Origin of the sequence: Streptomyces sp. NPDC059788, assembly GCF_042732265.1 — a bacterium.
Taxonomy (GTDB): domain Bacteria; phylum Actinomycetota; class Actinomycetes; order Streptomycetales; family Streptomycetaceae; genus Streptomyces.
On the sequence record NZ_JBHWHY010000006.1, the window covers coordinates 58,951 to 80,864 of the forward strand.

22 protein-coding genes and 1 riboswitch are annotated in these 21,914 nt (G+C 73.3%); of the genes, 14 read left to right on the forward strand and 8 right to left on the reverse strand.

Annotated features, from left to right (window positions below; translation table 11 throughout):
- The first annotated feature begins 176 nt into the window (after positions 1-176).
- Positions 177-632, forward strand: a complete 456-nt coding sequence (locus ACFV57_RS07135; RefSeq protein ID WP_385226600.1) for a tellurite resistance TerB family protein — start codon at positions 177-179, stop codon at positions 630-632.
- Between the two features lie 81 nt (positions 633-713).
- Here the strand turns inward: ACFV57_RS07135 and ACFV57_RS07140 are convergent, their stop codons facing one another.
- Entirely contained in the window at positions 714-1,289 is a 576-nt protein-coding gene (locus ACFV57_RS07140; RefSeq protein WP_385226602.1) for a TerD family protein, read from the reverse strand.
- Positions 1,290-1,457: 168 nt separating this feature from the next.
- Between ACFV57_RS07140 and ACFV57_RS07145 the strand changes: the two genes are divergently transcribed.
- The 4 genes from ACFV57_RS07145 to ACFV57_RS07160 all read left to right on the forward strand — a co-directional run bounded on the left by ACFV57_RS07145 (position 1,458) and on the right by ACFV57_RS07160 (position 4,862).
- Entirely contained in the window at positions 1,458-1,892 is a 435-nt protein-coding gene (locus ACFV57_RS07145; RefSeq protein WP_385226604.1) for a BlaI/MecI/CopY family transcriptional regulator, read from the forward strand.
- Positions 1,893-1,899: 7 nt separating this feature from the next.
- On the forward strand, positions 1,900-2,865 hold the full coding sequence (locus ACFV57_RS07150; protein WP_385226605.1) for a M56 family metallopeptidase: 966 nt from the start codon (positions 1,900-1,902) through the stop codon (positions 2,863-2,865).
- A 187-nt stretch (positions 2,866-3,052) separates the two neighbouring features.
- Entirely contained in the window at positions 3,053-3,307 is a 255-nt protein-coding gene (locus ACFV57_RS07155) for a hypothetical protein (RefSeq protein WP_385226607.1), read from the forward strand.
- 220 nt (positions 3,308-3,527) lie between these two features.
- Complete coding sequence (locus tag ACFV57_RS07160; RefSeq protein WP_385226609.1) at positions 3,528-4,862, forward strand: LCP family protein; 1,335 nt, start codon at positions 3,528-3,530, stop codon at positions 4,860-4,862.
- 84 nt (positions 4,863-4,946) lie between these two features.
- Here the strand turns inward: ACFV57_RS07160 and cobN are convergent, their stop codons facing one another.
- Positions 4,947-8,618, reverse strand: a complete 3,672-nt coding sequence (gene cobN, locus ACFV57_RS07165; protein WP_385226611.1) for a cobaltochelatase subunit CobN — start codon at positions 8,616-8,618, stop codon at positions 4,947-4,949.
- 35 nt (positions 8,619-8,653) lie between these two features.
- Positions 8,654-8,806, reverse strand: a riboswitch (cobalamin riboswitch).
- Between the two features lie 45 nt (positions 8,807-8,851).
- On the opposite strand from cobN, the gene cobG reads away from it, so the two are divergent.
- The 4 genes from cobG to ACFV57_RS07185 all read left to right on the forward strand — a co-directional run bounded on the left by cobG (position 8,852) and on the right by ACFV57_RS07185 (position 13,080).
- On the forward strand, positions 8,852-10,231 hold the full coding sequence (gene cobG / locus ACFV57_RS07170; RefSeq protein WP_385226613.1) for a precorrin-3B synthase: 1,380 nt from the start codon (positions 8,852-8,854) through the stop codon (positions 10,229-10,231).
- 19 nt (positions 10,232-10,250) lie between these two features.
- Positions 10,251-10,883, forward strand: coding sequence for a precorrin-8X methylmutase (locus ACFV57_RS07175; RefSeq protein ID WP_385226615.1), 633 nt, complete (start codon positions 10,251-10,253; stop codon positions 10,881-10,883).
- On the forward strand, positions 10,880-12,394 hold the full coding sequence (locus ACFV57_RS07180) for a precorrin-2 C(20)-methyltransferase (protein ID WP_385226617.1): 1,515 nt from the start codon (positions 10,880-10,882) through the stop codon (positions 12,392-12,394). The genes ACFV57_RS07175 and ACFV57_RS07180 overlap by 4 nt, the downstream gene beginning before the upstream one ends.
- 191 nt (positions 12,395-12,585) lie before the next feature.
- Complete coding sequence (locus ACFV57_RS07185; RefSeq protein ID WP_385226619.1) at positions 12,586-13,080, forward strand: hypothetical protein; 495 nt, start codon at positions 12,586-12,588, stop codon at positions 13,078-13,080.
- A gap of 1 nt (position 13,081) precedes the next feature.
- Here ACFV57_RS07185 and ACFV57_RS07190 read toward each other — a convergent pair whose 3' ends face one another.
- Both ACFV57_RS07190 and ACFV57_RS07195 read right to left on the reverse strand, forming a co-directional pair.
- On the reverse strand, positions 13,082-13,291 hold the full coding sequence (locus ACFV57_RS07190; protein ID WP_385226620.1) for a DUF397 domain-containing protein: 210 nt from the start codon (positions 13,289-13,291) through the stop codon (positions 13,082-13,084).
- On the reverse strand, positions 13,288-14,109 hold the full coding sequence (locus tag ACFV57_RS07195; protein ID WP_385226622.1) for a helix-turn-helix domain-containing protein: 822 nt from the start codon (positions 14,107-14,109) through the stop codon (positions 13,288-13,290). Before ACFV57_RS07195 ends, ACFV57_RS07190 begins: the two co-directional genes overlap by 4 nt.
- Positions 14,110-14,239: 130 nt before the next feature.
- Between ACFV57_RS07195 and ACFV57_RS07200 the strand changes: the two genes are divergently transcribed.
- The 3 genes from ACFV57_RS07200 to ACFV57_RS07210 all read left to right on the forward strand — a co-directional run bounded on the left by ACFV57_RS07200 (position 14,240) and on the right by ACFV57_RS07210 (position 16,622).
- Positions 14,240-14,467, forward strand: a complete 228-nt coding sequence (locus ACFV57_RS07200) for a hypothetical protein (protein WP_385226624.1) — start codon at positions 14,240-14,242, stop codon at positions 14,465-14,467.
- 559 nt (positions 14,468-15,026) lie between these two features.
- Complete coding sequence (locus ACFV57_RS07205) at positions 15,027-15,935, forward strand: zinc-binding alcohol dehydrogenase family protein (RefSeq protein ID WP_385226626.1); 909 nt, start codon at positions 15,027-15,029, stop codon at positions 15,933-15,935.
- A 45-nt stretch (positions 15,936-15,980) separates the two neighbouring features.
- Positions 15,981-16,622 (forward strand): TetR/AcrR family transcriptional regulator, encoded by a 642-nt coding sequence (locus ACFV57_RS07210; RefSeq protein WP_385226628.1) that lies wholly within the window; start codon positions 15,981-15,983, stop codon positions 16,620-16,622.
- Here the strand turns inward: ACFV57_RS07210 and ACFV57_RS07215 are convergent.
- Positions 16,592-17,371: a cobalt-precorrin-6A reductase gene (locus tag ACFV57_RS07215; RefSeq protein WP_385226630.1), complete on the reverse strand. Its 780-nt coding sequence runs from the start codon at positions 17,369-17,371 to the stop codon at positions 16,592-16,594. The two genes, ACFV57_RS07210 and ACFV57_RS07215, sit on opposite strands and share 31 nt — an antisense overlap.
- 17 nt (positions 17,372-17,388) lie before the next feature.
- Between ACFV57_RS07215 and ACFV57_RS07220 the strand changes: the two genes are divergently transcribed.
- Entirely contained in the window at positions 17,389-18,558 is a 1,170-nt protein-coding gene (locus ACFV57_RS07220) for a cobalt-precorrin-5B (C(1))-methyltransferase (RefSeq protein ID WP_385226632.1), read from the forward strand.
- A gap of 3 nt (positions 18,559-18,561) precedes the next feature.
- On the opposite strand, the gene ACFV57_RS07225 is transcribed toward ACFV57_RS07220, so the two are convergent.
- The 3 genes from ACFV57_RS07225 to cbiE are packed head-to-tail and all read right to left on the reverse strand — an operon-like array spanning position 18,562 to position 21,360.
- Complete coding sequence (locus ACFV57_RS07225) at positions 18,562-19,140, reverse strand: cysteine hydrolase family protein (RefSeq protein ID WP_385226634.1); 579 nt, start codon at positions 19,138-19,140, stop codon at positions 18,562-18,564.
- A 40-nt stretch (positions 19,141-19,180) separates the two neighbouring features.
- Complete coding sequence (gene cobM / locus ACFV57_RS07230; protein WP_385226636.1) at positions 19,181-19,978, reverse strand: precorrin-4 C(11)-methyltransferase; 798 nt, start codon at positions 19,976-19,978, stop codon at positions 19,181-19,183.
- A complete protein-coding gene (cbiE, locus tag ACFV57_RS07235) occupies positions 19,975-21,360 on the reverse strand; it encodes a precorrin-6y C5,15-methyltransferase (decarboxylating) subunit CbiE (protein ID WP_385226638.1) in 1,386 nt (461 codons plus the stop codon). Before cbiE ends, cobM begins: the two co-directional genes overlap by 4 nt.
- Before the next feature lie 294 nt (positions 21,361-21,654).
- Between cbiE and ACFV57_RS07240 the strand changes: the two genes are divergently transcribed.
- On the forward strand, positions 21,655-21,888 hold the full coding sequence (locus ACFV57_RS07240) for a hypothetical protein (protein ID WP_385226640.1): 234 nt from the start codon (positions 21,655-21,657) through the stop codon (positions 21,886-21,888).
- Positions 21,889-21,914: the final 26 nt, after the last annotated feature.

Below are 21,914 nucleotides of genomic sequence, written 5' to 3' on the forward strand. Positions count from 1 at the left end.
CCCTCCGCCTGTTTCCCGGGGCCCGGGGGCCCGGCCGGGACCGGCCGCGCCGCCCGCACGGCGGACCCGGCACCCCGCCCCGCACCACCTGTCTCTACAAGCCTGTAGATTTTGCTTGCGCATTACTCGACCGGCAGTGATGCGCCGCACCACGCGGGAACGACAAGGAGATCCACATGGCTCTGTGGGACCGGATCAAGGATTCCGCCCAGACGATGCAGAACCAGCTCGTCGCGAAGAAGAACGACCTGAAGAGCGGCGCCTTCCGGGACGCGAGCATGGCGATGTGCGCGCTCGTCGCCGCCGCCGACGGCTCCGTCGACCCCTCCGAGCGCCAGCGGGTGGCCCAGCTCATCGCCACCAACGAGGTGCTGCAGAACTTCGCCGCCGACGACCTGCGCCGCCGCTTCGACGACTACCTGGACAAGCTGACCGCCGACTTCGACTTCGGCAAGGTCGGCATCATGCAGGAGATCGGCAAGGTGAAGAAGAAGCCGGTCGAGGCGCGTGCCGTCATCCAGATCGGCATCGTCATCGGCGGCGCCGACGGCGACTTCGACAAGACCGAGCAGGCCGTGGTGCGCGAGGTCTGCTACGCGCTGGACATCCCGCCGGCCGAGTTCGACCTCTGACCGGCCCCCCGGCACACGGCGGCGGGCCCGCGGCACACACGCCGCGGGCCCGCCGCCGTAGCACCGGCTTCCGCGGCCGGGTCAGACGTTGACGCCGAAGTCCGCCGCGATGCCGGCCAGCCCGGACGCGTAGCCCTGGCCCACCGCGCGGAACTTCCACTCCGCGCCGTGCCGGTACAGCTCGCCGAAGACCATGGCGGTCTCGGTGGAGGCGTCCTCGGTCAGGTCGTAGCGGGCCAGCTCGGCGCCGCCCGCCTGGTTGACGACGCGGATGAACGCGTTGCGTACCTGGCCGAAGCTCTGGCCGCGGGTCTGCGCGTCGTGGATGGACACCGGGAAGACGATCTTGGAGACCTCGGCGGGCACGCCCGCCAGGTTCACGTTGATCGACTCGTCGTCGCCCTCGCCCTCACCGGTCAGGTTGTCGCCGGTGTGCTGCACCGAGCCGTCCGGGCTGGTGAGGTTGTTGTAGAAGACGAAGTGCCGGTCCGAGACGACCTTGCCCGACTCGTTGCACAGCAGGGCGCTCGCGTCCAGGTCGTAGTCGGCGCCGGTGGTCGTGCGCACGTCCCAGCCGAGGCCCACCGTCACGGCGGTCAGGCCGGGCGCCTCCTTCGACAGCGAGACGTTGCCGCCCTTGGCCAGCGAGACTCCCATGGATGTTCCTCCCGGGTCGGGGTGTGGCCTCCCTGTGCGGCGGGCCACAAAATCTACAGTGCTGTAGAGGATGACGAACGAGGACCGGGACACGTTCCCGGACCGCTCAGTAGGATGCGGCGACGCCCCCGCCGCGCGGGGCGTGCGGCACGAACGGGAGGCGACGGCATGAACGGGGACCCCTTCGGCGGCCATCCGGGCGGGCGCGACCGCGCGCGCCGCCGGGGCCAGGGCGAGCTGGAGGCGCAGGTACTGGCCGTACTCCACCGGGCCCCCGGCCCCGCCACCGCCGCATGGGTACAGGACCACCTCGGCGACGACCTCGCCTACACGACGGTGATGACGATCCTCTCCCGCCTGCACGCCAAGAAGGCCGTCACCCGCGAACGCGTCGGCCGGTCCTACGCGTGGACCCCCGCCGCCGACGAGGCCGGGCTCGCCGCGCTGCGGATGCGCCGCGTCCTGGACAGCGAGTCGGACCGGGACGCCGTACTGGCCAGCTTCGTCTCGGCCCTCTCCGCACAGGACGAACGCCTCCTGCGCACCCTGCTCGAACGCGCCACCGGCGAGGACCCCGGAGAACCCGAGAGCTCCGGAGACTGAGTGACCCATGGGCGTCTTCGTCTTCCTCCCGCTCGTCCTGCCGCTGACCGCGCTGCCGATCGCCCGCCTCGCCGGCCAGCACCTGCACCCGCGCAGCACCACCCGCCTGCTGACCGCACTGGCCGTCGTCCTCGGCGTGTGCAGCACGCTCTGCCTGGCGCTGCTGATGGTGGTGGGCACCGCCCAGCTCCCCGGCAACCCGCTGCCGGACGGCTGGTCCGACCCCGAGGTGCGCGCCGCGGTACCGATCGCCGAGTTCGCCGGTACGGCGGCGATCGCCGCGCTCGGCGCCGTCCTCACGGCCTGCGGCACCGAGCTGCGCCGCCACTACCGCGTCCGCTCCCGCACGCACCGCGCGCTGGACGGCCTGCCCTCCCGCACGGAACTGGCGGTGCTGCCCGACGACACCCCGTACGCCTACGCCGTGCCCGGTCTGCCCGCCCGCCCCGGCAGGCCCGCGCGGCCCGGCCGGATCGCGGTCTCCCGCGGCATGCTGCACAGCCTGGACGGCGACGAGCGCAGGGCGCTGCTCGCCCACGAGCGGGCTCATCTGACGGAGCGGCACCACCGCTTCCAGCTCGCCGTACGGCTCGCGTGCTGCGCGAATCCGCTGCTGCTCCCGCTGCGTACGGCGGTCGCCTTCAGCGCGGAGCGCTGGGCCGACGAGGAGGCGGCCCGGACCGTCGGCGACCGCCGGCTGACCGCGCGGGCCGTGGGCAGGGCCGCCCTGGTCTCCCGCCCCACGCCCGGCCCCCTGCTGGCGGGTTTCGCGGCGCCGGAGCCGGGTCCCGTGCCGCGCCGGGTGGCCGCCCTCCTCGGCCCCGTGCCCCCGGCGCGCAGCTGGCCCCCCGCCCTCACCCCGGCGGGCCTGGCCGCCCTGGTCGCGGCCGCGGGCACCGCCGCGTCGGCGCTCTCGGCGGCGAACGCGGCGGTGGCCCTCTTCCTCGTTCTGAAGGCGGCCACGCCGCTCTGATTCCCCGTCCGCAAAGCGGGCACACCGCCCTGAACGAGCGCCAAATGCCCCGGACGTCACCGGTCGGCACATCGGGGCACCACCCCGCCGGTGTGATCCGCCCCACACCCGCGTACTTCTACAGCCTTGTAGATCCGGGCTGTAGAGTGCGCCAGAACGTTCGCAACGGACGTGGCGGGAGGGGGAGATGACGACGAGGTGCGGGCCCCTGCCGAGGGGCGGTCCGCCTCCGGAGGCGGAAGTACGGTGGGTCTACCAGCCGGTGGAGCTGCAACACCCCGACGGCCGGTGGGAATTGGGCCGTATCAGCGCCTGGTGGCGGGACGGGGCAGGCGAACTGTGGTGCAGGTTGCGTACGATGCGCGGCAGCAGCGGCAGTTGCCCGCAGTGGTTTCCGTACGACCCCGACCGCATTCTCGTTCTGCCGAGCGCGGGCATCTGACGCACCAGAAGGACCAATAGGCGTGCAAGACAGGAACCGGCCCCCGCGGGGCGCATCCTCCGGCCAGACCGGCACCTCCGTCAGCTCCGGCCCCGCCGGGGGCTCCCGGAGCCCGGGCGGCCCCGGCGGCGGCCGTTCCTCCCGGCGGGCCGACCGGCCCGGCCCCGGCGGCCGGTCGCGGCGTGCCGCCGGCTCCGGCCGCGGGCGCCCCAAGGCCCGGATGACCCGGCGCGGACGCGTCCTCGCCTGGACCGGCGGCGTCATCGGCGTCCTCCTGCTGATCACCGCGGGCGTCGGCGGCTGGATCTACTTCAAGCTGGACGGCAACATCCACGGCGCGGACGTCGGCAGCCGCCTCGGCGGCGACCGCCCCGCCAACCTCAGCCCCGGCTCGAAGAACATCCTGGTCGTCGGCTCGGACAGCCGCGCGGGCGCCAACGCCAAGTACGGCAAGAACCTGGAGACGATGCAGTCGGACACGCTGATGGTGCTGCACATCGCCGCCAACCGCGAGTGGGCCACCGCCGTCTCCTTCCCGCGTGACTCCTGGGTGTCCATCCCGTCCTGCGACAGCGGCAACGGCCGCAAGTCCAAGCCCCACCACTTCAAGATCAACGAAGCGTTCACCATCGGCGGCGAGGGCGGCGACGTCGCCAACGCGGCGGCCTGCACGATCAAGACCGTCGAGAAGAACACCGGGCTGCGCATCGACCACTTCGTCTCGGTCGACTTCCAGGGCTTCAAGGGCATGGTCAACGCCCTGGGCGGCATAGAGGTCTGCCCGAAGACCGCGATCCACGACAAGAAGGCGCACCTGGACATGGAGGCGGGCTGCCAGAACGTCCAGGACGAGAAGGCGCTCGGCTACGTCCGTACCCGCTACAGCGTCGGCGACGGCTCCGACCTCGGCCGCATCGGCCGCCAGCAGGAGTTCATGAAGGCGCTCGGCGAGAAGGCGCAGTCCAAGCTGACCAGTCCGGGCGCGCTGTACAACTTCCTCGACTCGGCGACCAAGTCGATCACCACGGACGAGGACCTTGCGGGCGTCCCGCCGCTGGCCGAGCTGGCCTCCACGGTCAAGGACATCCCCAGCGACCGGCTCACGTTCCTGACCGTGCCGAACTACTCGCGCGAGGCGGACGTGCCCACCGACAAGGCCAACGTGGTCTGGCAGTACCCGCAGGCCGGCGGTCTGTTCAGCGATCTGGCGCACGACAAGGAGGTCAGCAAGGACAAGCTGGCCGCCGAGTCCAAGAAGCTGGTCACGGCGCGCTCGGTGAAGGTACGGGTCCTCAACGGCACGGGGAAGCTGGGATACGCGGCCAACGTGGCGGCGGAGCTGCGCAAGATGGGCTTCACGGTGGTCGCCACCGACAACGCGCCCCCCGGCTCCCACGAGACGGCCATCAGCTACCCCGCGGCGCTGGACGCGCAGGCGAAGGTGCTCGCCGCCCGGCTGGGCGGCGTGAAGACCGAGAAGTCCGCGGACGCGACGGCCGCCGGTCCCGGCGTGGTGACGCTGACGGCCGGCGAGGGGTTCAGCACGACGGGCTGATGTCCGTAACCCTGTGAACGGCGGAGCGTCGGCCGAGCTGTGCGGACAGCCCGGCCGGCGCTCCGCCGTAGGTCCTTTTGGAGGTCAGCCCTTCTCCTCCAGGTCGCCCTCGGTCTCCAGGAACGCCTCCCGGAGCGCCGCCAGGGTCTCCTTGTCCGGCTCGGCCCACATACCGCGCGACTCGGCCTCCAGGAGGCGTTCGGCGATGCCGTGCAGGGCCCAGGGGTTGGCTTCCTGGAGGAACTCGCGGTTCTCCGGGTCCAGGACGTAGGTCTGGGCGAGCTTGTCGTACATCCAGTCGGCGACGACGCCGGTCGTGGCGTCGTACCCGAACAGGTAGTCGACCGTCGCGGCGAGTTCGAAGGCGCCCTTGTAGCCGTGGCGGCGCATCGCCTCGATCCAGCGCGGGTTGACCACCCGGGCACGGAAGACGCGGGAGGTCTCCTCGACCAGCGTGCGGGTGCGGACCGTCTCGGGGCGGGTCGAGTCGCCGATGTACGCCTCGGGCGCGGTGCCCTTGAGCGCGCGCACCGTCGCGACCATGCCGCCGTGGTACTGGAAGTAGTCGTCCGAGTCGGCGATGTCGTGCTCGCGGGTGTCGGTGTTCTTAGCCGCCACCGCGATCCGCTTGTAAGCGGTCTCCATCTCCTCGCGCGCCGGGCAGCCCTCCAGGCCGCGGCCGTACGCGTAACCGCCCCACACCGTGTAGACCTCGGCGAGGTCCGCGTCGGTGCGCCAGTCGCGGGAGTCGATGAGCTGGAGCAGGCCCGCGCCGTACGTGCCGGGGCGGGAGCCGAAGATACGGGTGGTGGCGCGGCGCTCGTCGCCGTGCGCGGCCAGGTCGGCCTGGGCGTGCGCGCGGACGAAGTTGACGTCGGCGGGCTCGTCGAGCCCGGCGGCGAGCCGTACGGCGTCGTCCAGCAGGCCGATGACGTGCGGGAACGCGTCACGGAAGAAGCCGGAGATACGCAGCGTCACATCGACGCGCGGACGCCCCAGTTCGTCGGCGGGGATCGGCTCCAGGCCGGTCACACGGCGCGACGCGTCGTCCCACACGGGCCGGACGCCGAGCAGGGCGAGGGCCTCGGCGACGTCGTCACCGGACGTCCGCATGGCGCTCGTCCCCCACAGGGACAGCCCCACCGAGGTCGGCCAGTCGCCGTGGTCGGTGCGGTAGCGCTCCAGGAGGCTGTCGGCGAGCGCCTGGCCGGTCTCCCAGGCGAGGCGGCTCGGTACGGCCTTGGGGTCGACCGAGTAGAAGTTACGGCCGGTCGGCAGGACGTTGACCAGACCGCGCAGCGGCGAGCCGGACGGGCCCGCCGGGACGAAGCCGCCGGCCAGCGCGTGCACGGCGTGGTCGATCTCGTCGGTGGTGGCGGCCAGGCGCGGGACGACCTCGCGGGCGGCGAAGGCGAGGATCGCCGCCACCGGCTCGCGCTGGTCCTCCGGCAGCCCGGCGGTGACCCGCTCGACGGCCGCCAGGTCCCAGTCCGCGTCGTCCATGGCCTGCACCAGGCCGCGGGCCTGCTCCTCGACCGCGTCGGCGCTCGTCCGGGTCGCGGCCGACTCGTCCAGGCCCAGCGCCTCGCGCAGGCCCGGCAGCGAGGACGTACCGCCCCAGATCTGCCGGGCGCGCAGGATCGCCAGGACGAGGTTGACGCGCGCCTCACCGGCGGGCGCGCCGCCGAGGACGTGCAGCCCGTCGCGGATCTGCGCGTCCTTGACCTCGCACAGCCAGCCGTCGACGTGCAGCAGGAAGTCGTCGAAGCCCTCGTCGTCCGGGCGCTCCTCCAGACCGAGGTCGTGGTGCAGCTTGGCGGCCTGGATCAGCGTCCAGATCTGGGCGCGGATGGCGGGCAGCTTGGCCGGGTCCATGGCGGAGATCGCCGCGTACTCGTCGAGCAGCTGCTCCAGGCGCGCGATGTCGCCGTACGACTCGGCGCGGGCCATCGGCGGCACGAGGTGGTCGACGAGCGTGGCGTGCACCCGGCGCTTGGCCTGGGTGCCCTCGCCCGGGTCGTTGACCAGGAACGGGTAGATCAGCGGCAGGTCGCCGAGGGCCGCGTCCGGGCCGCAGGCGGCGGACAGGCCGGCGTTCTTGCCGGGCAGCCACTCCAGGTTGCCGTGCTTGCCCAGGTGCACCATGGCGTCGGCGCCGAAGCCGCCGTCCTCCTGGGAGGCGGCGATCCAGCGGTAGGCGGCCAGGTAGTGGTGCGAGGGCGGCAGATCGGGGTCGTGGTAGATCGCGATCGGGTTCTCGCCGAAGCCGCGCGGCGGCTGGATGAGGATGAGCAGATTGCCGCGGCGCAGGGCGGCCAGCACGATGTCGCCGTCCGGGTTCTTGCTGCGGTCGACGAACATCTCGCCGGGCGGCGGGCCCCAGTGCTCCTCGACCTGCTCGCGCAGCTCCCGCGGCAGCGTGCCGTACCAGCGCTTGTAGTCGGCGGCCGGGATGCGGACGGGGTTGCGGGCGAGCTGCTCCTCGGTCAGCCACTCCTGGTCGTGGCCGCCCGCCTCGATCAGCGCGTAGATCAGCTCGTCGCCGACGCCGGACTCCAGACCGGGCACGGGCTCGTCGCCGTAGTCGTAGCCCTCCTCCTGAAGCCGCCGCAGCAGCGCCACCGCGCTCGCCGGGGTGTCCAGACCGACCGCGTTGCCGATGCGGGAGTGCTTGGTCGGGTACGCGGACAGCACCAGCGCCAGGCGCTTGTCGGCGGGCGCGATGTGGCGCAGCCGGGCGTGGCGTACGGCGATGCCGGCGACCCGGGCGGCGCGCTCGGGGTCGGCGACGTACACCGGCAGACCGTCCTCGTCGGTCTCCTTGAAGGAGAACGGGACGGTGATCAGCCGGCCGTCGAACTCGGGCACCGCGATCTGGCTGGCCGCGTCCAGCGGGGACAGGCCCTCGTCGTTCTCCTCCCAGGCGCTGCGCGGCCCGGTCAGGCACAGGGCCTGGAGGATCGGCACGTCCAGTCCGGCGAGCGCGCCCGCGTCCCAGGACTCGTCGTCGCCGCCGGCCGAGGCCTCGGCGGGCTTGGTGCCGCCCGCCGCCAGCACGGTCGTCACGATCGCGTCGGCGGCGCGCAGCTCGTCGATCAGCTCCGGCTCGGGCGCCCGCAGCGAGGCGACGAACAGCGGCATCGGGCGCCCGCCGGCCTCCTCGATCCGCTCGCACAGCGACTCCACGAAGCCGGTGTTGCCGCTCATGTGGTGGGCGCGGTAGTAGAGCACGGCGACCAGCGGGCCGGTGGCGGCGCCCGTGTCGTCCGTACGGGCCACGACCTCCGCGCCGGTACGCGCCTCCGCCGCCAGGTGCTTCGAGCGCTCCAGGTGGCCCCAGGAGGGCGCGGCGGCGGGCGGCTCGAAGCCGTGGCCGGTCAGCAGCACGGTGTCGGACAGGAAGCGGGCGAGCTGCTCCAGGTTGGCGGGGCCGCCGTGCGCGAGGTAGGCGTGCGCCTCGGCCGCGATGCCGATGGGGACGGTGGACGCCTCCATGAGCTGCGCGTCCGGCGCCTGTTCGCCGGTGAGCACCACGACGGGCCGGGCCTGGTCGGCGGCGAGGAGCTGGTCCAGGCCCTCCTGCCAGGCGCGCAGACCGCCCAGGAGCCGGACGACGACCAGGTCGGCGCCCTCCAGGAGGCCGGGCAGCTCCGCCAGGTCGAGGCGGGCGGGGTTGGCGAGCCGGTACGGCACGGGACCGGCGGCCGCACGGGCGCTGAGCAGGTCGGTGTCGGACGTCGACAGCAGCAGGATCATGGCGGCGTCTGGCCTTCCTCGGGGTCCGCGCCCCGGGCGGTGTTCACGGACGGCGGGAGTTCCTGGCTCGCCCGGCGGTGGCCGGGCTCACAGTGGCGGGACCGCACCGGATTTGCACCGGGCTTCCTCCCTTGGCGCCGTCGATGGCGTCCGGTGGGCCAGCTGACCCACCGACCTGCATAGTAAGGGCTGCGGCCGACGGCCGGGCGGGGACCGTCCAGGCCATCGTCGGTATGCTCGCCGCCATGCCGCCCACCCCCGCGATACCCCCGCATCGGGACGAATCCCTCGCACGGGACCGCGGTGACGCCTGCGTACGGACCCGCGGCGACGCCTGTCCCGGAGCCCTGCGGCTGCACTCGGCCGCCGACGGCTCCCTGGCCCGACTCCGCCTGCCCGCAGGCCTGCTGACAGCCCATCAGGCGCTGGCGCTGGCCGAAGCGGCGGACGGCCTCGGCGACGGCCACCTCTCCCTCACCTCCCGCGGCAACGCGGAACTGCGCGGCCTGCGCGACGGCTGCGCGGAGGATCTCGCCGGCCTGCTGCGCGCCGCCGGCCTCCTCCCCTCCGACCGCCACGAACGCGTACGCAACATCGTCGCCTCCCCGCTCGCCGGCCTGGACGGGCAGGGCGCCGACGGCGCGGCCCCCGTCCAGGAATGGGCCCGTGAGCTGGACCTCCTCCTGTGCGCGAGCGACACGGCACCCGACCTCTCCGGCCGCTTCCTCTTCGCGCTGGACGACGGCCGCGGCGACGTGGCCGCGCTCGGCGGCGATGTGACGTTGATCGCAGAACCCGGTGGCACGGCGCTGCTGCGCGTCGGCGACGACACCGAGGCCCTGCGCCTCCCCGGCCGCGACGCGCCCCGCGCGGCCCGCACCGCGGCCGAAGCGTTCCTCTCCGTCGCCCAGGAGGCGGGCAACGGCTCCTGGCGCGTACGGGAGCTGCCGCCCGGGTACGGGGCCCCGGCGGTCCGCGCCCGCCTCCGTACGCGGCTCCCGCAGCCGGACACCCGGCCGGACACCCAGCCGTACACGCCGGTCCCGGCACCGCCCCCACCGCGCCCGGGACCGGTCACCGGCCCCGACGGCACCACCGCCCTCTCCCTCCTCGCCCCCCTCGGCCGCCTCACCACCGCCCAGCTGCGGCGGCTGGCCGCCGTCGCCCGGGACGGCTCCGGCGAACTGCGTATGACACCCTGGCGCGGCGTGGTCCTGCCCGGCCTGCCTCCCGAGGCGGCCGAGTCCGGACTGCGCGAACTGGCCACGGCCGGTCTGGTCACCGACCCCGCCTCCCCCTGGTACGGGCTCGGCGCCTGCACCGGCCGCCCCGGCTGCGCCAAGTCCCTGTCCGACGTACGCGCGGACGCCGCCGCCACCCTCCCCGAGGACGGCACCGGACTGCCCGTCCACTGGTCGGGCTGCGCCCGGCGCTGCGGCCACCCGCACGGCGCGTGGGTCGATGTCGTCGCCACCGGCGACGCCTACGAGGTGTCCGTACGGGGAACCCGGCACAACGCGCCCGCGACGACCACCATCCCCCTGACCGACCCCGCCGACCGCCTCGCCGACGCCGTCGCGTCGGCCCGCGCGGCCACCCGCACCACGACATGACCGAGGGCAACGAGACACAGTGAGCGAGTTCGACTACGAGAAGGACGGCGCGGAGATCTACCGCCGGTCCTTCGCCACCATCCGCGCCGAGGCGGACCTCGCGCACCTGCCCGACGACGTCAGCAGGGTCGCCGTCCGGATGATCCACGCCTGCGGCATGACCGACCTCGTACGCGACCTGGCGTACTCCCCGCAGGTCGTCGCCCGCGCGAGCGAGGCCCTGCGGGGCGGCGCGCCGATCCTGTGCGACGCGAACATGGTCGCCAGCGGCGTCACCCGCAAGCGGCTGCCCGCCGGCAACGACGTGATCTGCACCCTCGCCGACCCGTCCGTACCGGACCTGGCCAAGCGCCTGGGCACCACCCGCAGCGCCGCCGCCCTCGAACTGTGGCGCGACCGCCTGGACGGCGCGGTGGTCGCCGTCGGCAACGCCCCCACCGCCCTCTTCCGCCTCCTGGAGATGATCGAGGAGGGCGCGCCCCGCCCGGCCGCCGTGCTCGGCATCCCGGTCGGCTTCATCGGCGCGGCCGAGTCCAAGGACGCGCTGGCCCAGCACCCCTCGGGCCTGGAGCACCTGGTGGTACGCGGACGGCGCGGCGGCAGCGCCATGGCAGCGGCAGCGATCAACGCGATAGCGAGCGTGGAAGAGTGACCGAGCAGCACACCACCCCCGGCCCGGGGCGTCTGTACGGAGTCGGCCTCGGCCCCGGCGACCCCAGCCTGATGACGCTGCGCGCCGTCGAGGTCATCTCCGCCGCCGACGTGATCGCGTACCACAGCGCCCGCCACGGCCGCTCGATCGCCCGCTCCATCGCCGAGCGCCACATCCGCCCGGACCACCACGAAGAACCCCTGGTCTACCCGATCACCACCGAGACGACCGACCACCCCGGCGGCTACCGGGGCGCCCTCGACGACTTCTACACCGAAGCCGCCGCCCGCCTCGCCGCGCACCTCGACGCGGGCCGCACCGTCGCCGTACTGGCCGAGGGCGACCCGCTCTTCTACGGCTCGTACCAGCACATGCACCAGCGCCTGGCAGACCGCTACGAGACCGAGGTCATCCCCGGCGTCACCTCGGTCAGCGCGGCGGCAGCCCGCCTCGGCAAGCCCCTCTGCGAAGCCGACGAGGTCCTCACCATCCTCCCCGGCACCCTCCCCACCGAGGAACTGACCGCCCGGCTCGCCGCCACCGACGCCGCCGTCGTCATGAAGCTCGGCCGCACCTTCCCCTCCGTACACCAGGCGCTCACCGACTCCGGCCGCCTCCCGGAAGCGGACTACGTCGAACGCGCGACGATGCCGGGCGAGCGCACCGCACCCCTGACGTCCGTCGACCCGGCCTCCGTCCCCTACTTCTCCGTCGCCGTCGTACCCAGCCGCATCGCCACCCCGCCGCCCGCGCCCGTCACCGGCTCGGTCGTGGTCGTCGGCACCGGCCCGGCAGGCCCCCTGTGGCTCACCCCCGAATCCCGCGGCGCCCTCGCCTCCGCCACCGACCTCGTCGGCTACACCACCTACCTCGACCGCGTCCCCGTACGCCCCGGACAGGCCCGCCACGCCTCCGACAACAAGGTCGAGTCCGAACGCGCGGAACTGGCCCTCGACCTGGCCCGCCGGGGCCGCCGGGTCGCGGTCGTCTCCGGCGGCGACCCCGGCATCTTCGCCATGGCCACGGCCGTCCTCGAAGTAGCCGCCCAGCCCGCCTACCAGTCCGTCCCCGTACACGTCCTCCCCGGCGTCACCGCCGCCAACGCGGCCGCCGCCCGCGCGGGCGCGCCCCTCGGCCACGACTACGCGGTCATCTCCCTCTCCGACCGCCTCAAGCCCTGGGAAGTCATCGCCGCCCGCCTCCGGGCCGCCGCCTCCGCCGACCTGGCGATGGCCCTCTACAACCCCGGCTCCCGCACCCGCACCTGGCAGGTCGCCAAGGCCCGCGAACTCCTCCTCGAACACCGCTCCCCGGACACCCCGGTCGTCATGGCCCGCGACGTGGGCGGCCCGACCGAGTCCATCCGCGTCGTCCCCCTCACCGCCCTCGCCCCCGGGGAGGTCGACATGCGCACCATCCTCCTCATCGGCTCCTCCCAGACGGAGTCGGTACGCCGCGGCGACGAGGACCGGGAGACGGTGTGGACGCCTCGGAGGTATCCGGAGGGGTGACCGGGTGACGGGCGGGCCGGGGGCTCCGGCCCGCCCGCCCGTATTCCGGCCAGAAATCCGCCACAAGCCCCCTCCCCGACCGGTAGATCCAGCCACCGCCGGGGCCGCGCCCCCATCGATCACTTAACCTCGGCGCCGTCCCGCCCACCCGGCGGACAACTCACCGGAAACGCAGGCGGGGGCATCACCACATGACCGGCAGACCGAAGCAGCGGACAGCCTTACGGACCACAGCTGCCGCCACTTCCACAACGCTCCTGCTCACCCTCTCCACCACCGGCTGCGCCTCCGAGGAGAAACGCTGCGGCCCGGAACCGTCGACGCGCTACAGCGCCGCCGACCTCTACGGCGCGTGGTCGTCCGACCGCGGAATCTCGGTGGACCTCAAGAACCTCGGCGGCAAACTCGGCCGCACGTTCCTCGTACACGACTGGCCCAAGTCCCACGACGCCGCCCTGGCCACCAGCGACGCACCCCCGTCCGGCTTCATCAGCGACGGCACCTGGACCATCACCCCGGACCGCACCACCCTCTCCCTCACCTTCGACCGCCTCGACGCAGAGCTGGAACGCAGCACGGTCCGTTCGCTGCGGATCGGCGAGGAGAAGGGGCACCCGGTGCTGTACGAACGGCTCGGGGGTGGCCCGGATGCGTGTCACGTCCTGACGCTGAAGCGGGAGCGCTGAGTCAGAGGCAGCCGCGCCCCTTCAGGCCGCCTATGAAGGCGCCCCACGCCTCGTGGGTGAATATCAGCGCCGGGCCGTCCTGGTCCTTGCTGTCGCGCACGGGAACGGCCTCGGGGAAGCCGTCGGCGACCTCGACGCAGTTGTTGTCACCGCCGTTGCTGTAGCTGCTCTTCCGCCACGCAGTGGCCCGCGTTTCACGACTGGTGTTCATTGGTTACTGGACTCCATCAACTGTTGGATGAATGCGATCGATTCGGTCAACGACAGGGACATATCCCTCAACCGGTCGTAGGACAGCCAGTGTTGCTTCACTTCGTCCCTGTCTTCGATCAAGTCGCCCGACTTGTTGCCCTCAAGGTAGGCAACCGCACTCCCGTCGTCCATCCACAGCAATGACAGCGAGCCACCCATCAGGTCATGCGAGCCTGCACTGAAAGGCAGCACCTGCACTGCGATGTTCGGCGCTTCGGCCGCCTTCAGGACGTGACCGAGCTGGGTACGCCAGACCCCCCGCCCCGCCATGGGGCGGCGGAGCGCGGCCTCATCGAGAATGAAGCGCACGCTCGGCAACGGGACCCGGTCCAGTAGCTCCTGCCTTCCCAGCCGGTCAGCCACGCGATCGTCCAGCAGTTTCTTGCTGATGGGCGTCGGCGATGACGACAACAACGCGCGCGCGTATTCCTCGGTCTGGAGCAGTCCAGGCATGGCCATCGCGTACTTGTGCATGACGACGGCCTTTTCCTCGCACTGCATGAACGACCGGTACCTGCCGAGGAGGGCGCTGCGGCGCGCGAGTGCCCAGAGCCCGACCAGGAGTTTCCCGGTCCCGTAGATGCGGTCAAGCGCCACCATGACGTCCCGCCTGGACAGACGCTCTCCGTTCTCCAGCCGGTTCAAGTACGTACGGTCGTAATTGGCTTCATCGGCCAGCTGGCTCAGCGACCTACCGGATACTTCACGTAGGCGACGCAGTTCATTGGCGAGCACCTCGCGCGCCGACTCCTCCTCATCGAGGTCACATTCGTCCATCTCGGCCAGCCCCCTCGTTGTCGTACCCAGACGGCAACAGGTTCCCGCTACCGCACTCCTTCTCGGAGCGTAACGATGGGTTCACGCAAGGTGCTTGCGGATTCCGACGACCGCTCAAAGGCGGAAACACATGGCCACGACCGAGCCCATCCGAACCACAAACACGATCAAAATCGCCGAGGAAGCGCGCGACGAACTCCGTACCGCCCTCACCGCCGTCGGCATCAAACTCCCCACCCTGAGCCTGGACGCCGCCTCCCTCACCGGCGACATCGCCCGCCCGCTCGTGACGCTCGGCCGCTGCACCCCCGAGGTGGCCCGCCGCCTCGCCGCCGTACTCCGGACGTGCTCCACGTGACCGGCGAGCAACCCCGGCCCCCGAAGCCGCCCCCACCCCCGCCCGCGGACGACGCCACCCGCCGCGAGGCGCTGGAGGCGCGCGTCAGGGAGGCCAACCGGTGGAGTGCGTCATGGCCCCGGTGAAGCGCGATTCGCGCGCCGTGATCCAGGCAGTTCGTCCCGAGGGGGACCTTCTTCGATGTAGCCGCCTTCGGCACGCCGGCACCCCTGGGAACCCGTACGCCTCCGATCCTCCGTCGCCTGCTTCGTGACGCAGCCCGCTGCGCCGTCCGCCGAGTCGGTGCGGGCGGCCGGTGGCGACGTCGTGCTGCTGGATGCGGCGACCAGCTACAAGGCGTGGACCGAATCCGGCAACCACAGCGCCGACCGCACGGCGAGGCCGACCAAACCGGCCGGGTCAGCGAGGCCGGCCAGTCCGGCCACGCCTTGACGCCCCGCACGCGCCGTCATAACGTTCCGATCCGGATTGGAACGTTATCCGGATCTCGGATCAGTCGTCGTCGTGAGGGAGCCGCACAGTGAAAGCAGTGGTCGTCAGGTCTTCCGGAGGACTCGCCGTGACCGAGGCACCGGAGCCGGCCCCCGCCCCCGGCCAGGTGCTCGTCGATGTCGAAGCGGCCGGGTTCGGGTTTGTGGATGTCATGGCGATGCGGGGCGAGTATCCGGGGTTTCCCGGTGTGGGGGCGGTGCCGGGGGTGGAGGTTGCCGGGCGCGTCGCGGCGGTCGGGCAGGGGGTGGCCGAGGGGCTGGTGGGGCAGCAGGTTCTGGCCATGCTGCCGGGCTTCGGGGGCTTCGCCGAGAGGGTCGTGACCGACGCCGGGCTGGTCTTTCCGGCTCCGCATGGCACCCGGGCCGTTGATGTGGTCGCGCTGGGCGTCAACGCGCTGGTCGCCGACATCGCGCTCCACCGGGCGGGGGCGGCCGCCGGTGAGCGGGTGCTCGTCCGTGGTGCCGGAGGCGGGATCGGGGTGCTCGCCACGCAGTTCGCGCGCGCCCGTGGAGCCGAGGTCACCGCCGTCACCTCGTCGGCGGCCCGCGGTGAACGCCTGCGGGCCCTGGGCGCCGCGCACATCGTCGACCGTACGGAGGCGTCCGCTCTTCCCGGGGCGACATACGACGTGGTCGTGGACACGGTCGCCGGGCCGGACGTGGAGAAGCATCTCGGACTCCTGCGCCCCAACGGGCGCTACATCCTCTGCGGCGGCGCCGGCGGATTTCCCGGAGTGGAGTCCTTCGGGCCGCTGCTGCGTGATTTCCACAAGTCGCTGTCGCTGAGCGCGTTCAGCCTCAATTCGGTGGCCCCGCAGGACATGCAGGTCTCCTGGAAGAGGGTGGTGGCGCTGCTGGGGGAGGGCCGTGTCTCGGCCGTGGTCGATCAGGGTTTCCCGCTCGCCGAGGCCGACAGCGCGCTACGGCGGGTGGCGGGCGGAAAGGCGTTCGGCAAGGTCGTCCTGCTTGCCCGGTAGGGTTGCCGGGCAACGAGGTCGGCGGGCGGTTCCCGGGAGTGTTCGATGGCGCGCAGGCGGGACGAGCGGATCGATCACGCCGTGCCGGCCGCGGTGACCGAACTCCTTCGGGAAGTCGGCTACCGGGGCCTGACCATGGAAGCCATCGCGAAGCGGGCCGGAACCACCAAACCCGCCGTCCGCCGGCGCTGGGAGAGCCAGCAGCACCTGGTCGTCGAGGTCATGGCACAGGCCCGGGTCGGTGTCGTGGAGATCGACACCGGATGCACCCACTGCGACCTCGTCGGGCATCTCGAAGCGCTCCGGGCCGCGATGGACGACCCGGCCCTCGGCCAGGTGCTCCCCGCGCTGGTGGCCGACCTCGCGGACGACCCGGAACTGCGGGAACGCTTCCTCACCGACTTCTGGGCACCCCGCCGGAAAGCGTGCGTCGCGTCCCTGCGCAAGGGACAGGAACGCGGCGACCTCCGGCCCGGCCTCGACGTCGACCTCGTGCTGGACCTGTTCGCCGCGCCCATCGTGTTCCGGGCGCTCTTCGGCCATTCCGGCCTCGGGCCGGAGGTCCCGGAGGACGTGGTGTGCGCCGCGCTCATGGGAGCGGGAACGGGAGCCGGGGGCGGGGCGCACGGCTGCGTGAAGCACCGCCCGCCGCGCGGTCACAGCGCCGACAGCCAGGCCACCGCCTGATCCGGAGTCTCGACGACCGGCACGCCCGGCGGGACGGGCGGCCGCTGTACGACGACCACCGGCACCCCCGCCTCGCGCGCCGCCGTCAGCTTCGGGGCCGTGGCCGCGGCGCCGCTGTCCTTGGTGACGAGGACGTCGACGCGGTGGTCGTGGAGGAGGGCGCGTTCACCTTCGAGGGTGAAGGGGCCCCGGTCGAGGAGGACGTCCATCCGGGGCGGGAACGGCGGCTCCGGGGCGTCCACGGAGCGGACGAGGAACCAGAGACCGGTGAGGTGGGCGAAGGTGGCGAGGCCCATGCGGCCGGTGGTGAGGAAGACGCGGTGGCCCAGCGCGGGGAGGACCGCCGCGGCCCCGGCCAGGGAGGCGACCGGGTGCCACGTGTCGTCCGGCCCGGGGACCCAGCCGGGCCTGCGGAGCGCGAGCAGGGGAACATGGGCGGTGGCGGCCGCCTGTGCCGCGTTGAAACTGATCGTGCCGGCGAAGGGATGGGTGGCGTCGATGAGCGCGTCCACCGCGTGCTCGCGCAGCCAGTGTGCGAGGCCGTCCGGGCCTCCGAACCCGCCGATGCGCACCTCCCCGGCCGGGAGCCGGGGCGCGGCCACCCGGCCGGCGAGGGAGGTCGTGACGCGCGCGCCGGGGAGCCGGTCCGCCAGGTCGGCGGCCAGCCGGCGGGCCTCGGTCGTACCGCCCAGGATCAGGACGTGCGGGCGGCGGGCCGCGGCGGACGCGGCGGTGGCGGGGGCGGTCATCTCGGGTGGTCTTTTTCGTGGGTGAGTCGGATACGGACACGAACGGTACGCCAGGCGGCACCGGCGGGCGTACGGCGCAGCTCGCGCACACCGGGCTGCGGCACGGCTGGACGACCGGCGCCTGCGCGACCGCGGCGACCACGGCCGCCTACACGGCCCTGCTGACCGGGGACTTCCCCGACCCGGTGACGATCACGCTGCCGAAGGGGCAGACACCCGCGTTCGCGCTGGCCGCCGAGGAGATGGCCGAGGACCGCGCCGTGGCCATGGCGGCCGTCGTCAAGGACGCGGGGGACGACCCCGACGTCACGCACGGGGCGCTGATCCGGGCGACGGTGCGCAGGCTCCCGGCGGGCAGCGGGGTGGTGTTCAAGGCCGGTCCGGGGGTGGGCACGGTCACCCGCCCCGGGCTGCCGCTCGATGTCGGCGAGCCGGCCGTCAATCCCGTGCCGCGGCAGATGATGCGGGAGCATGTCGCCGAGGTCGCGGCGCGGTACCGGGGCAGCGGCGACGTCGAGATCGAGCTGTCGGTCGACCACGGCGAGGAGATCGCGCGCAGTACGTGGAATCCGCGGCTGGGAATCCTGGGCGGGCTGTCGATCCTGGGGACGACCGGGATCGTGGTGCCGTACTCGTGCTCGGCGTGGATCGACTCGATCCGGCGCGGCGTGGACGTGGCGCGCGCGGCCGGGCGTACGCACGTGGCCGGGTGCACCGGCTCGACCTCGGAGAAGGTCGTCGTCGCCGAGCACGGCCTGCCCGAGGACGCGCTGCTGGACATGGGCGACTTCGCGGGCGCGGTGCTGAAGTACGTACGGCGGCACCCCGTACCCCGGCTGACGGTCTGCGGCGGCTTCGCGAAGCTGTCCAAGCTGGCGGCGGGCCATCTGGACCTGCACTCGGCGCGGTCGCAGGTGGACAAGGGGTTCCTGGCGCGGCTCGCCCGGCAGGGCGGTGCGGACGAGGCGCTGGCGGCCGAGGTGGCGACGGCCAACACGGGGCTGGCCGCCCTCCAGCTGTGCGCCGCGCGCGGCGTGCCGCTCGGTGACCTGGTGGCCGCGACCGCCCGCGACGAGGCCCTGGCGGTCCTGCGCGGGGCGCCGGTCGCGGTGGACGTGATCTGCATCGACCGGGCGGGGAACGTGGTGGGACGGGCCGCTGCGCGCGGGCCGCGAAGCGGGCCGTAGCCGTTACACGGCCGGCGGCGCCCCGAAGGGGACGTCCTTCGCGTACGCGACGATCTCCACCTCGTCGCCCAGCGCCCATTCCGCCACCCGCGAGGCCATCGCGGCCGGGACGCCCTCGGTCTCGCCGGGCGCGGGCGGCACGTCGTACGTACCGTGCGCGTCGTGCGGGAGGACGACGCGGTACTTCCGCTCCAGGGCGCTGCGGGCGGTTGCCAGTACGCACATCTCGGACATCACGCCGCAGACGACGAGCGACCGCACCCCGGCCCCGGTGAGCAGGCCGCCCAGCGGGGTTTCGTGGAAACCGTCGTCCTCCGTCTTACGGATCACGACCTCGCGCGGGCCGGGGGTGACCGGCAGGTGCAGCTCCCAGCCCTTGGTTCCCGTCTCGTCGGACATGCCGGGCGCGCCGTCGTTCTGGAGGTAAACGATCAGGGCGCCGGCGGCCCGGGCGCGGTCGACCAGGTCCTCAAGGCGCTCCTGGACGGCCGCCGCGTGCGGTGCCGCCTCCTCGCCCTCGAAGAAGGCCGACTGGACGTCGACGACGAGCAGGGCTTCGACGGGCTGCGCGGTGGTCTCCATTCGGACGATCCTGCTGCTTGCGCCGCTCCCGATCAACCGGTTATCCGGCCTGATCGCCGGGGGCGCTCCCGGCGTCCGCCGCGCAGCCCAGGTCCCGGTGCCGCTCGCGCTCCGTCGAGTACAGATGGCTGTCGCGGAACTGCGAGGCCCCCAGTGTGCGGCCGACCATGATGACCGCCGTACGGACCACGCCCGCCGCCTTCACCTGGTCCGCGATGTCGGACAGCGTGCCGCGCAGGACCAGTTCGTCGGGGCGGGAGGCCATCGCGACGACCGCGGCGGGGCAGTCGGCGCCGTAGTGCGGCAGGAGTTCGCCGACGACGCGGTCCACGTAGCGGGCCGCGAGGTGCAGGACGAGCAGCGCGCGGCTGCGGCCCAGCGTCGCCAGGTCCTCGCCTTCGGGCATCGCGGTGGCCTGCTGGGCGATGCGGGTCAGGATGACGGTCTGGCCGACGGTGGGGACGGTCAGTTCGCGCTTGAGGGCCGCCGCTGCGGCGGCGAACGCCGGTACGCCGGGTACGACCTCGTACGGCACGCCCGCCGCGTCCAGGCGGCGCATCTGCTCGGCCACGGCGCTGAAGACGGACGGATCGCCGGAGTGCAGCCGGGCCACGTCCTGGCCGGCCTCGTGCGCGCGGACCAGTTCGGCGGTGATCTGGTCGAGGTCCAGGTCGGCGGTGTCGACCAGGCGGGCGCCGGGCGGGCACTCGTCGAGCAGTTCGCGCGGCACCAGGCTGCCCGCGTACAGGCAGACCTCGCAGCGGGCCAGCGTGCGGGCGCCGCGCAGGGTGATCAGGTCGGCGGCGCCCGGTCCGGCGCCGATGAAGTGGACGGTCACTGTGCGTCTCCGGGGGCAGAAGGGGCGTTGGGCGCGTCTGGGGCGCTGGGGGTGTCAGAGGCTTCGGGTGTGTCCGGGTCCTCTGGGGCGGAGAAGGCCGGAGAGGCGGCTGCCCGGTCCTTCGTCACCGACCACTGCGTCACCGGCATGGCCTGCCGCCACCCGGTGAAACCGCCGACCGGCACGGCGTGCGCGACCGCGAGCCGTACGAGGTCGCCGCCGTGCCGCCGGTACCAGTCGGCGAGCAGCGCCTCGGACTCCAGCGTGACGGTGTTGGCGACCAGTCGGCCGCCCGGCGGCAGCGCCGCCCAGCACGCCTCCAGGAGGCCGGGCGCCGTCAGTCCGCCGCCGACGAACACCGCGTCGGGGGCCGGGAGTCCGGCGAGCGCTTCGGGCGCGGGGCCGGTGACCACGCGCAGGGCCGGTACGCCGAGCGCGTCCGCGTTACGGGCGATGCGCCCGGCCCGTACGGCGTCCCGCTCGACGGCGACGGCGCGGCAGGCGCGGTGCGTGCGCATCCACTCGATGCCGATGGAGCCGGAGCCGCCGCCGATGTCCCACAGCAGTTCGCCGGGCGCGGGGGCCAGCGCGGCGAGCGTGGCGGCGCGTATGTGACGCTTGGTCAGCTGGCCGTCGTGCTCGTACGCGGCGTCGGGCAGGCCAGGGGCGGCGGAGAGCCGGAGGGCTTCGGGGGCGCGGGCACAGTCCAGGGCGACGACGTTGAGCGGGTCGGTTCCGGAGGCGGCAGTCGGGGGCGGCCAGTCCGCTGCCGTGCCCTCGGCCCGGCGTTCGCGCGGGCCGCCGAGCTGTTCCAGTACGCGCATCCGCGTCGGGCCGAAGCCACGTTCGCGCAGCAGTCCCGCGACCTGGGCGGGGGTTTCGGCGCCCGCGGACAGGACGAGCAGGCGGCGGCCGTCGTGCAGGGCGGCCGCCAGGCCCGCGAGGGGACGGCCGACGAGGGTGACCACCTCCGTGTCCTCGACGGGCCAGCCGAGGCGGGCACACGCGTACGAGACGGAGGACGGGTGCGGCAGCACCCGGGGCGGCGCCGCGCCCACCTCTCCGAGCACCTCGGCCAGCGTCCGCCCGATGCCGTAGAACATGGGATCGCCGCTGGCCAGGACGCACACCTCGCGCCCGGCGTGCGCCGCGAGCAGCCCCGGCACGGCGGGCCGCAGCGGCGACGGCCACGGGACCCGCTCGCCCGCGCACTCGGCGGGCAGCAGGGCGAGCTGCCGCGCACCGCCGACGAGCGTCCCCGCGCCGCGCAACACCTCCCGGGAAGCCGCCGGCAACCCGTCCCAGCCGTCCGCGCCGATACCGACGACGGTCACGCGGGCGGGGGTACGCGGCGGGGGCGCTGCGGGCGGGGCGGTGCTCACTGCCGGTTACCTCATGGCTCGGGGTCGGACGTCGTACGGGGCGGCACGACGGGTCCGGTGGACGCGGGAAGTCAACCGGGAGCGGACACCCGGTCGGCGCGTTTCAAGGGTAAGAGGCGGGCCGGGACCGGCCCACCGGCGGGCTCGCGGAGCCGGATACGCCGGTATCCGCACAACCCCTCCCGATTTCGTTTCGCGGCCGCATAATTGGCTACTCCTAGTAATCGTGGTTTCACTGAGCGATGCTCTTCAGTGGAAGCGCGACATGGGCTCCGAGGGAAGGCGCTGCGAATCATGGACACAGTCGAACGCGCGACGGCGGACGGACAGATCAAAGACGCGGAGGAGGCCCGGGACGAACTCCAGGCCGCTCTGGCCGGCGTGGGAATCACCCTGCCGTCGCTGGGCCTGGACGGCCCGTCACTGGCGGCCGACGCCCCCCGCCCCCTCGTGGAACTGGGCCGCTGCGCCCCCGACGTGGCACGGCGCCTGGCGGCGGCATTGCGATGTCGGGGCCGGGATCGGTGAGGGGGGCGGGGCGGCCCGGGAGCTGA

What these genes read in the sequence shown, in the direction of transcription:
- ACFV57_RS07240 (WP_385226640.1), top strand. Translation starts at nt 21,655, where the DNA reads ATGGACACAGTCGAACGCGCGACGGCGGACGGACAGATCAAAGACGCG.
- ACFV57_RS07160 (WP_385226609.1), top strand. Translation starts at nt 3,528, where the DNA reads ATGACCCGGCGCGGACGCGTCCTCGCCTGGACCGGCGGCGTCATCGGC.
- ACFV57_RS07190 (WP_385226620.1), bottom strand. Translation starts at nt 13,291, where the DNA reads ATGAACACCAGTCGTGAAACGCGGGCCACTGCGTGGCGGAAGAGCAGC.
- ACFV57_RS07155 (WP_385226607.1), top strand. Translation starts at nt 3,053, where the DNA reads ATGACGACGAGGTGCGGGCCCCTGCCGAGGGGCGGTCCGCCTCCGGAG.
- ACFV57_RS07210 (WP_385226628.1), top strand. Translation starts at nt 15,981, where the DNA reads ATGGCGCGCAGGCGGGACGAGCGGATCGATCACGCCGTGCCGGCCGCG.
- cobG (WP_385226613.1), top strand. Translation starts at nt 8,852, where the DNA reads ATGCTCGCCGCCATGCCGCCCACCCCCGCGATACCCCCGCATCGGGAC.
- ACFV57_RS07215 (WP_385226630.1), bottom strand. Translation starts at nt 17,371, where the DNA reads ATGACCGCCCCCGCCACCGCCGCGTCCGCCGCGGCCCGCCGCCCGCAC.
- ACFV57_RS07140 (WP_385226602.1), bottom strand. Translation starts at nt 1,289, where the DNA reads ATGGGAGTCTCGCTGGCCAAGGGCGGCAACGTCTCGCTGTCGAAGGAG.
- ACFV57_RS07185 (WP_385226619.1), top strand. Translation starts at nt 12,586, where the DNA reads ATGACCGGCAGACCGAAGCAGCGGACAGCCTTACGGACCACAGCTGCC.
- ACFV57_RS07150 (WP_385226605.1), top strand. Translation starts at nt 1,900, where the DNA reads ATGGGCGTCTTCGTCTTCCTCCCGCTCGTCCTGCCGCTGACCGCGCTG.
- ACFV57_RS07225 (WP_385226634.1), bottom strand. Translation starts at nt 19,140, where the DNA reads ATGGAGACCACCGCGCAGCCCGTCGAAGCCCTGCTCGTCGTCGACGTC.
- ACFV57_RS07145 (WP_385226604.1), top strand. Translation starts at nt 1,458, where the DNA reads ATGAACGGGGACCCCTTCGGCGGCCATCCGGGCGGGCGCGACCGCGCG.
- cobN (WP_385226611.1), bottom strand. Translation starts at nt 8,618, where the DNA reads ATGATCCTGCTGCTGTCGACGTCCGACACCGACCTGCTCAGCGCCCGT.
- ACFV57_RS07200 (WP_385226624.1), top strand. Translation starts at nt 14,240, where the DNA reads ATGGCCACGACCGAGCCCATCCGAACCACAAACACGATCAAAATCGCC.
- ACFV57_RS07135 (WP_385226600.1), top strand. Translation starts at nt 177, where the DNA reads ATGGCTCTGTGGGACCGGATCAAGGATTCCGCCCAGACGATGCAGAAC.
- ACFV57_RS07195 (WP_385226622.1), bottom strand. Translation starts at nt 14,109, where the DNA reads ATGGACGAATGTGACCTCGATGAGGAGGAGTCGGCGCGCGAGGTGCTC.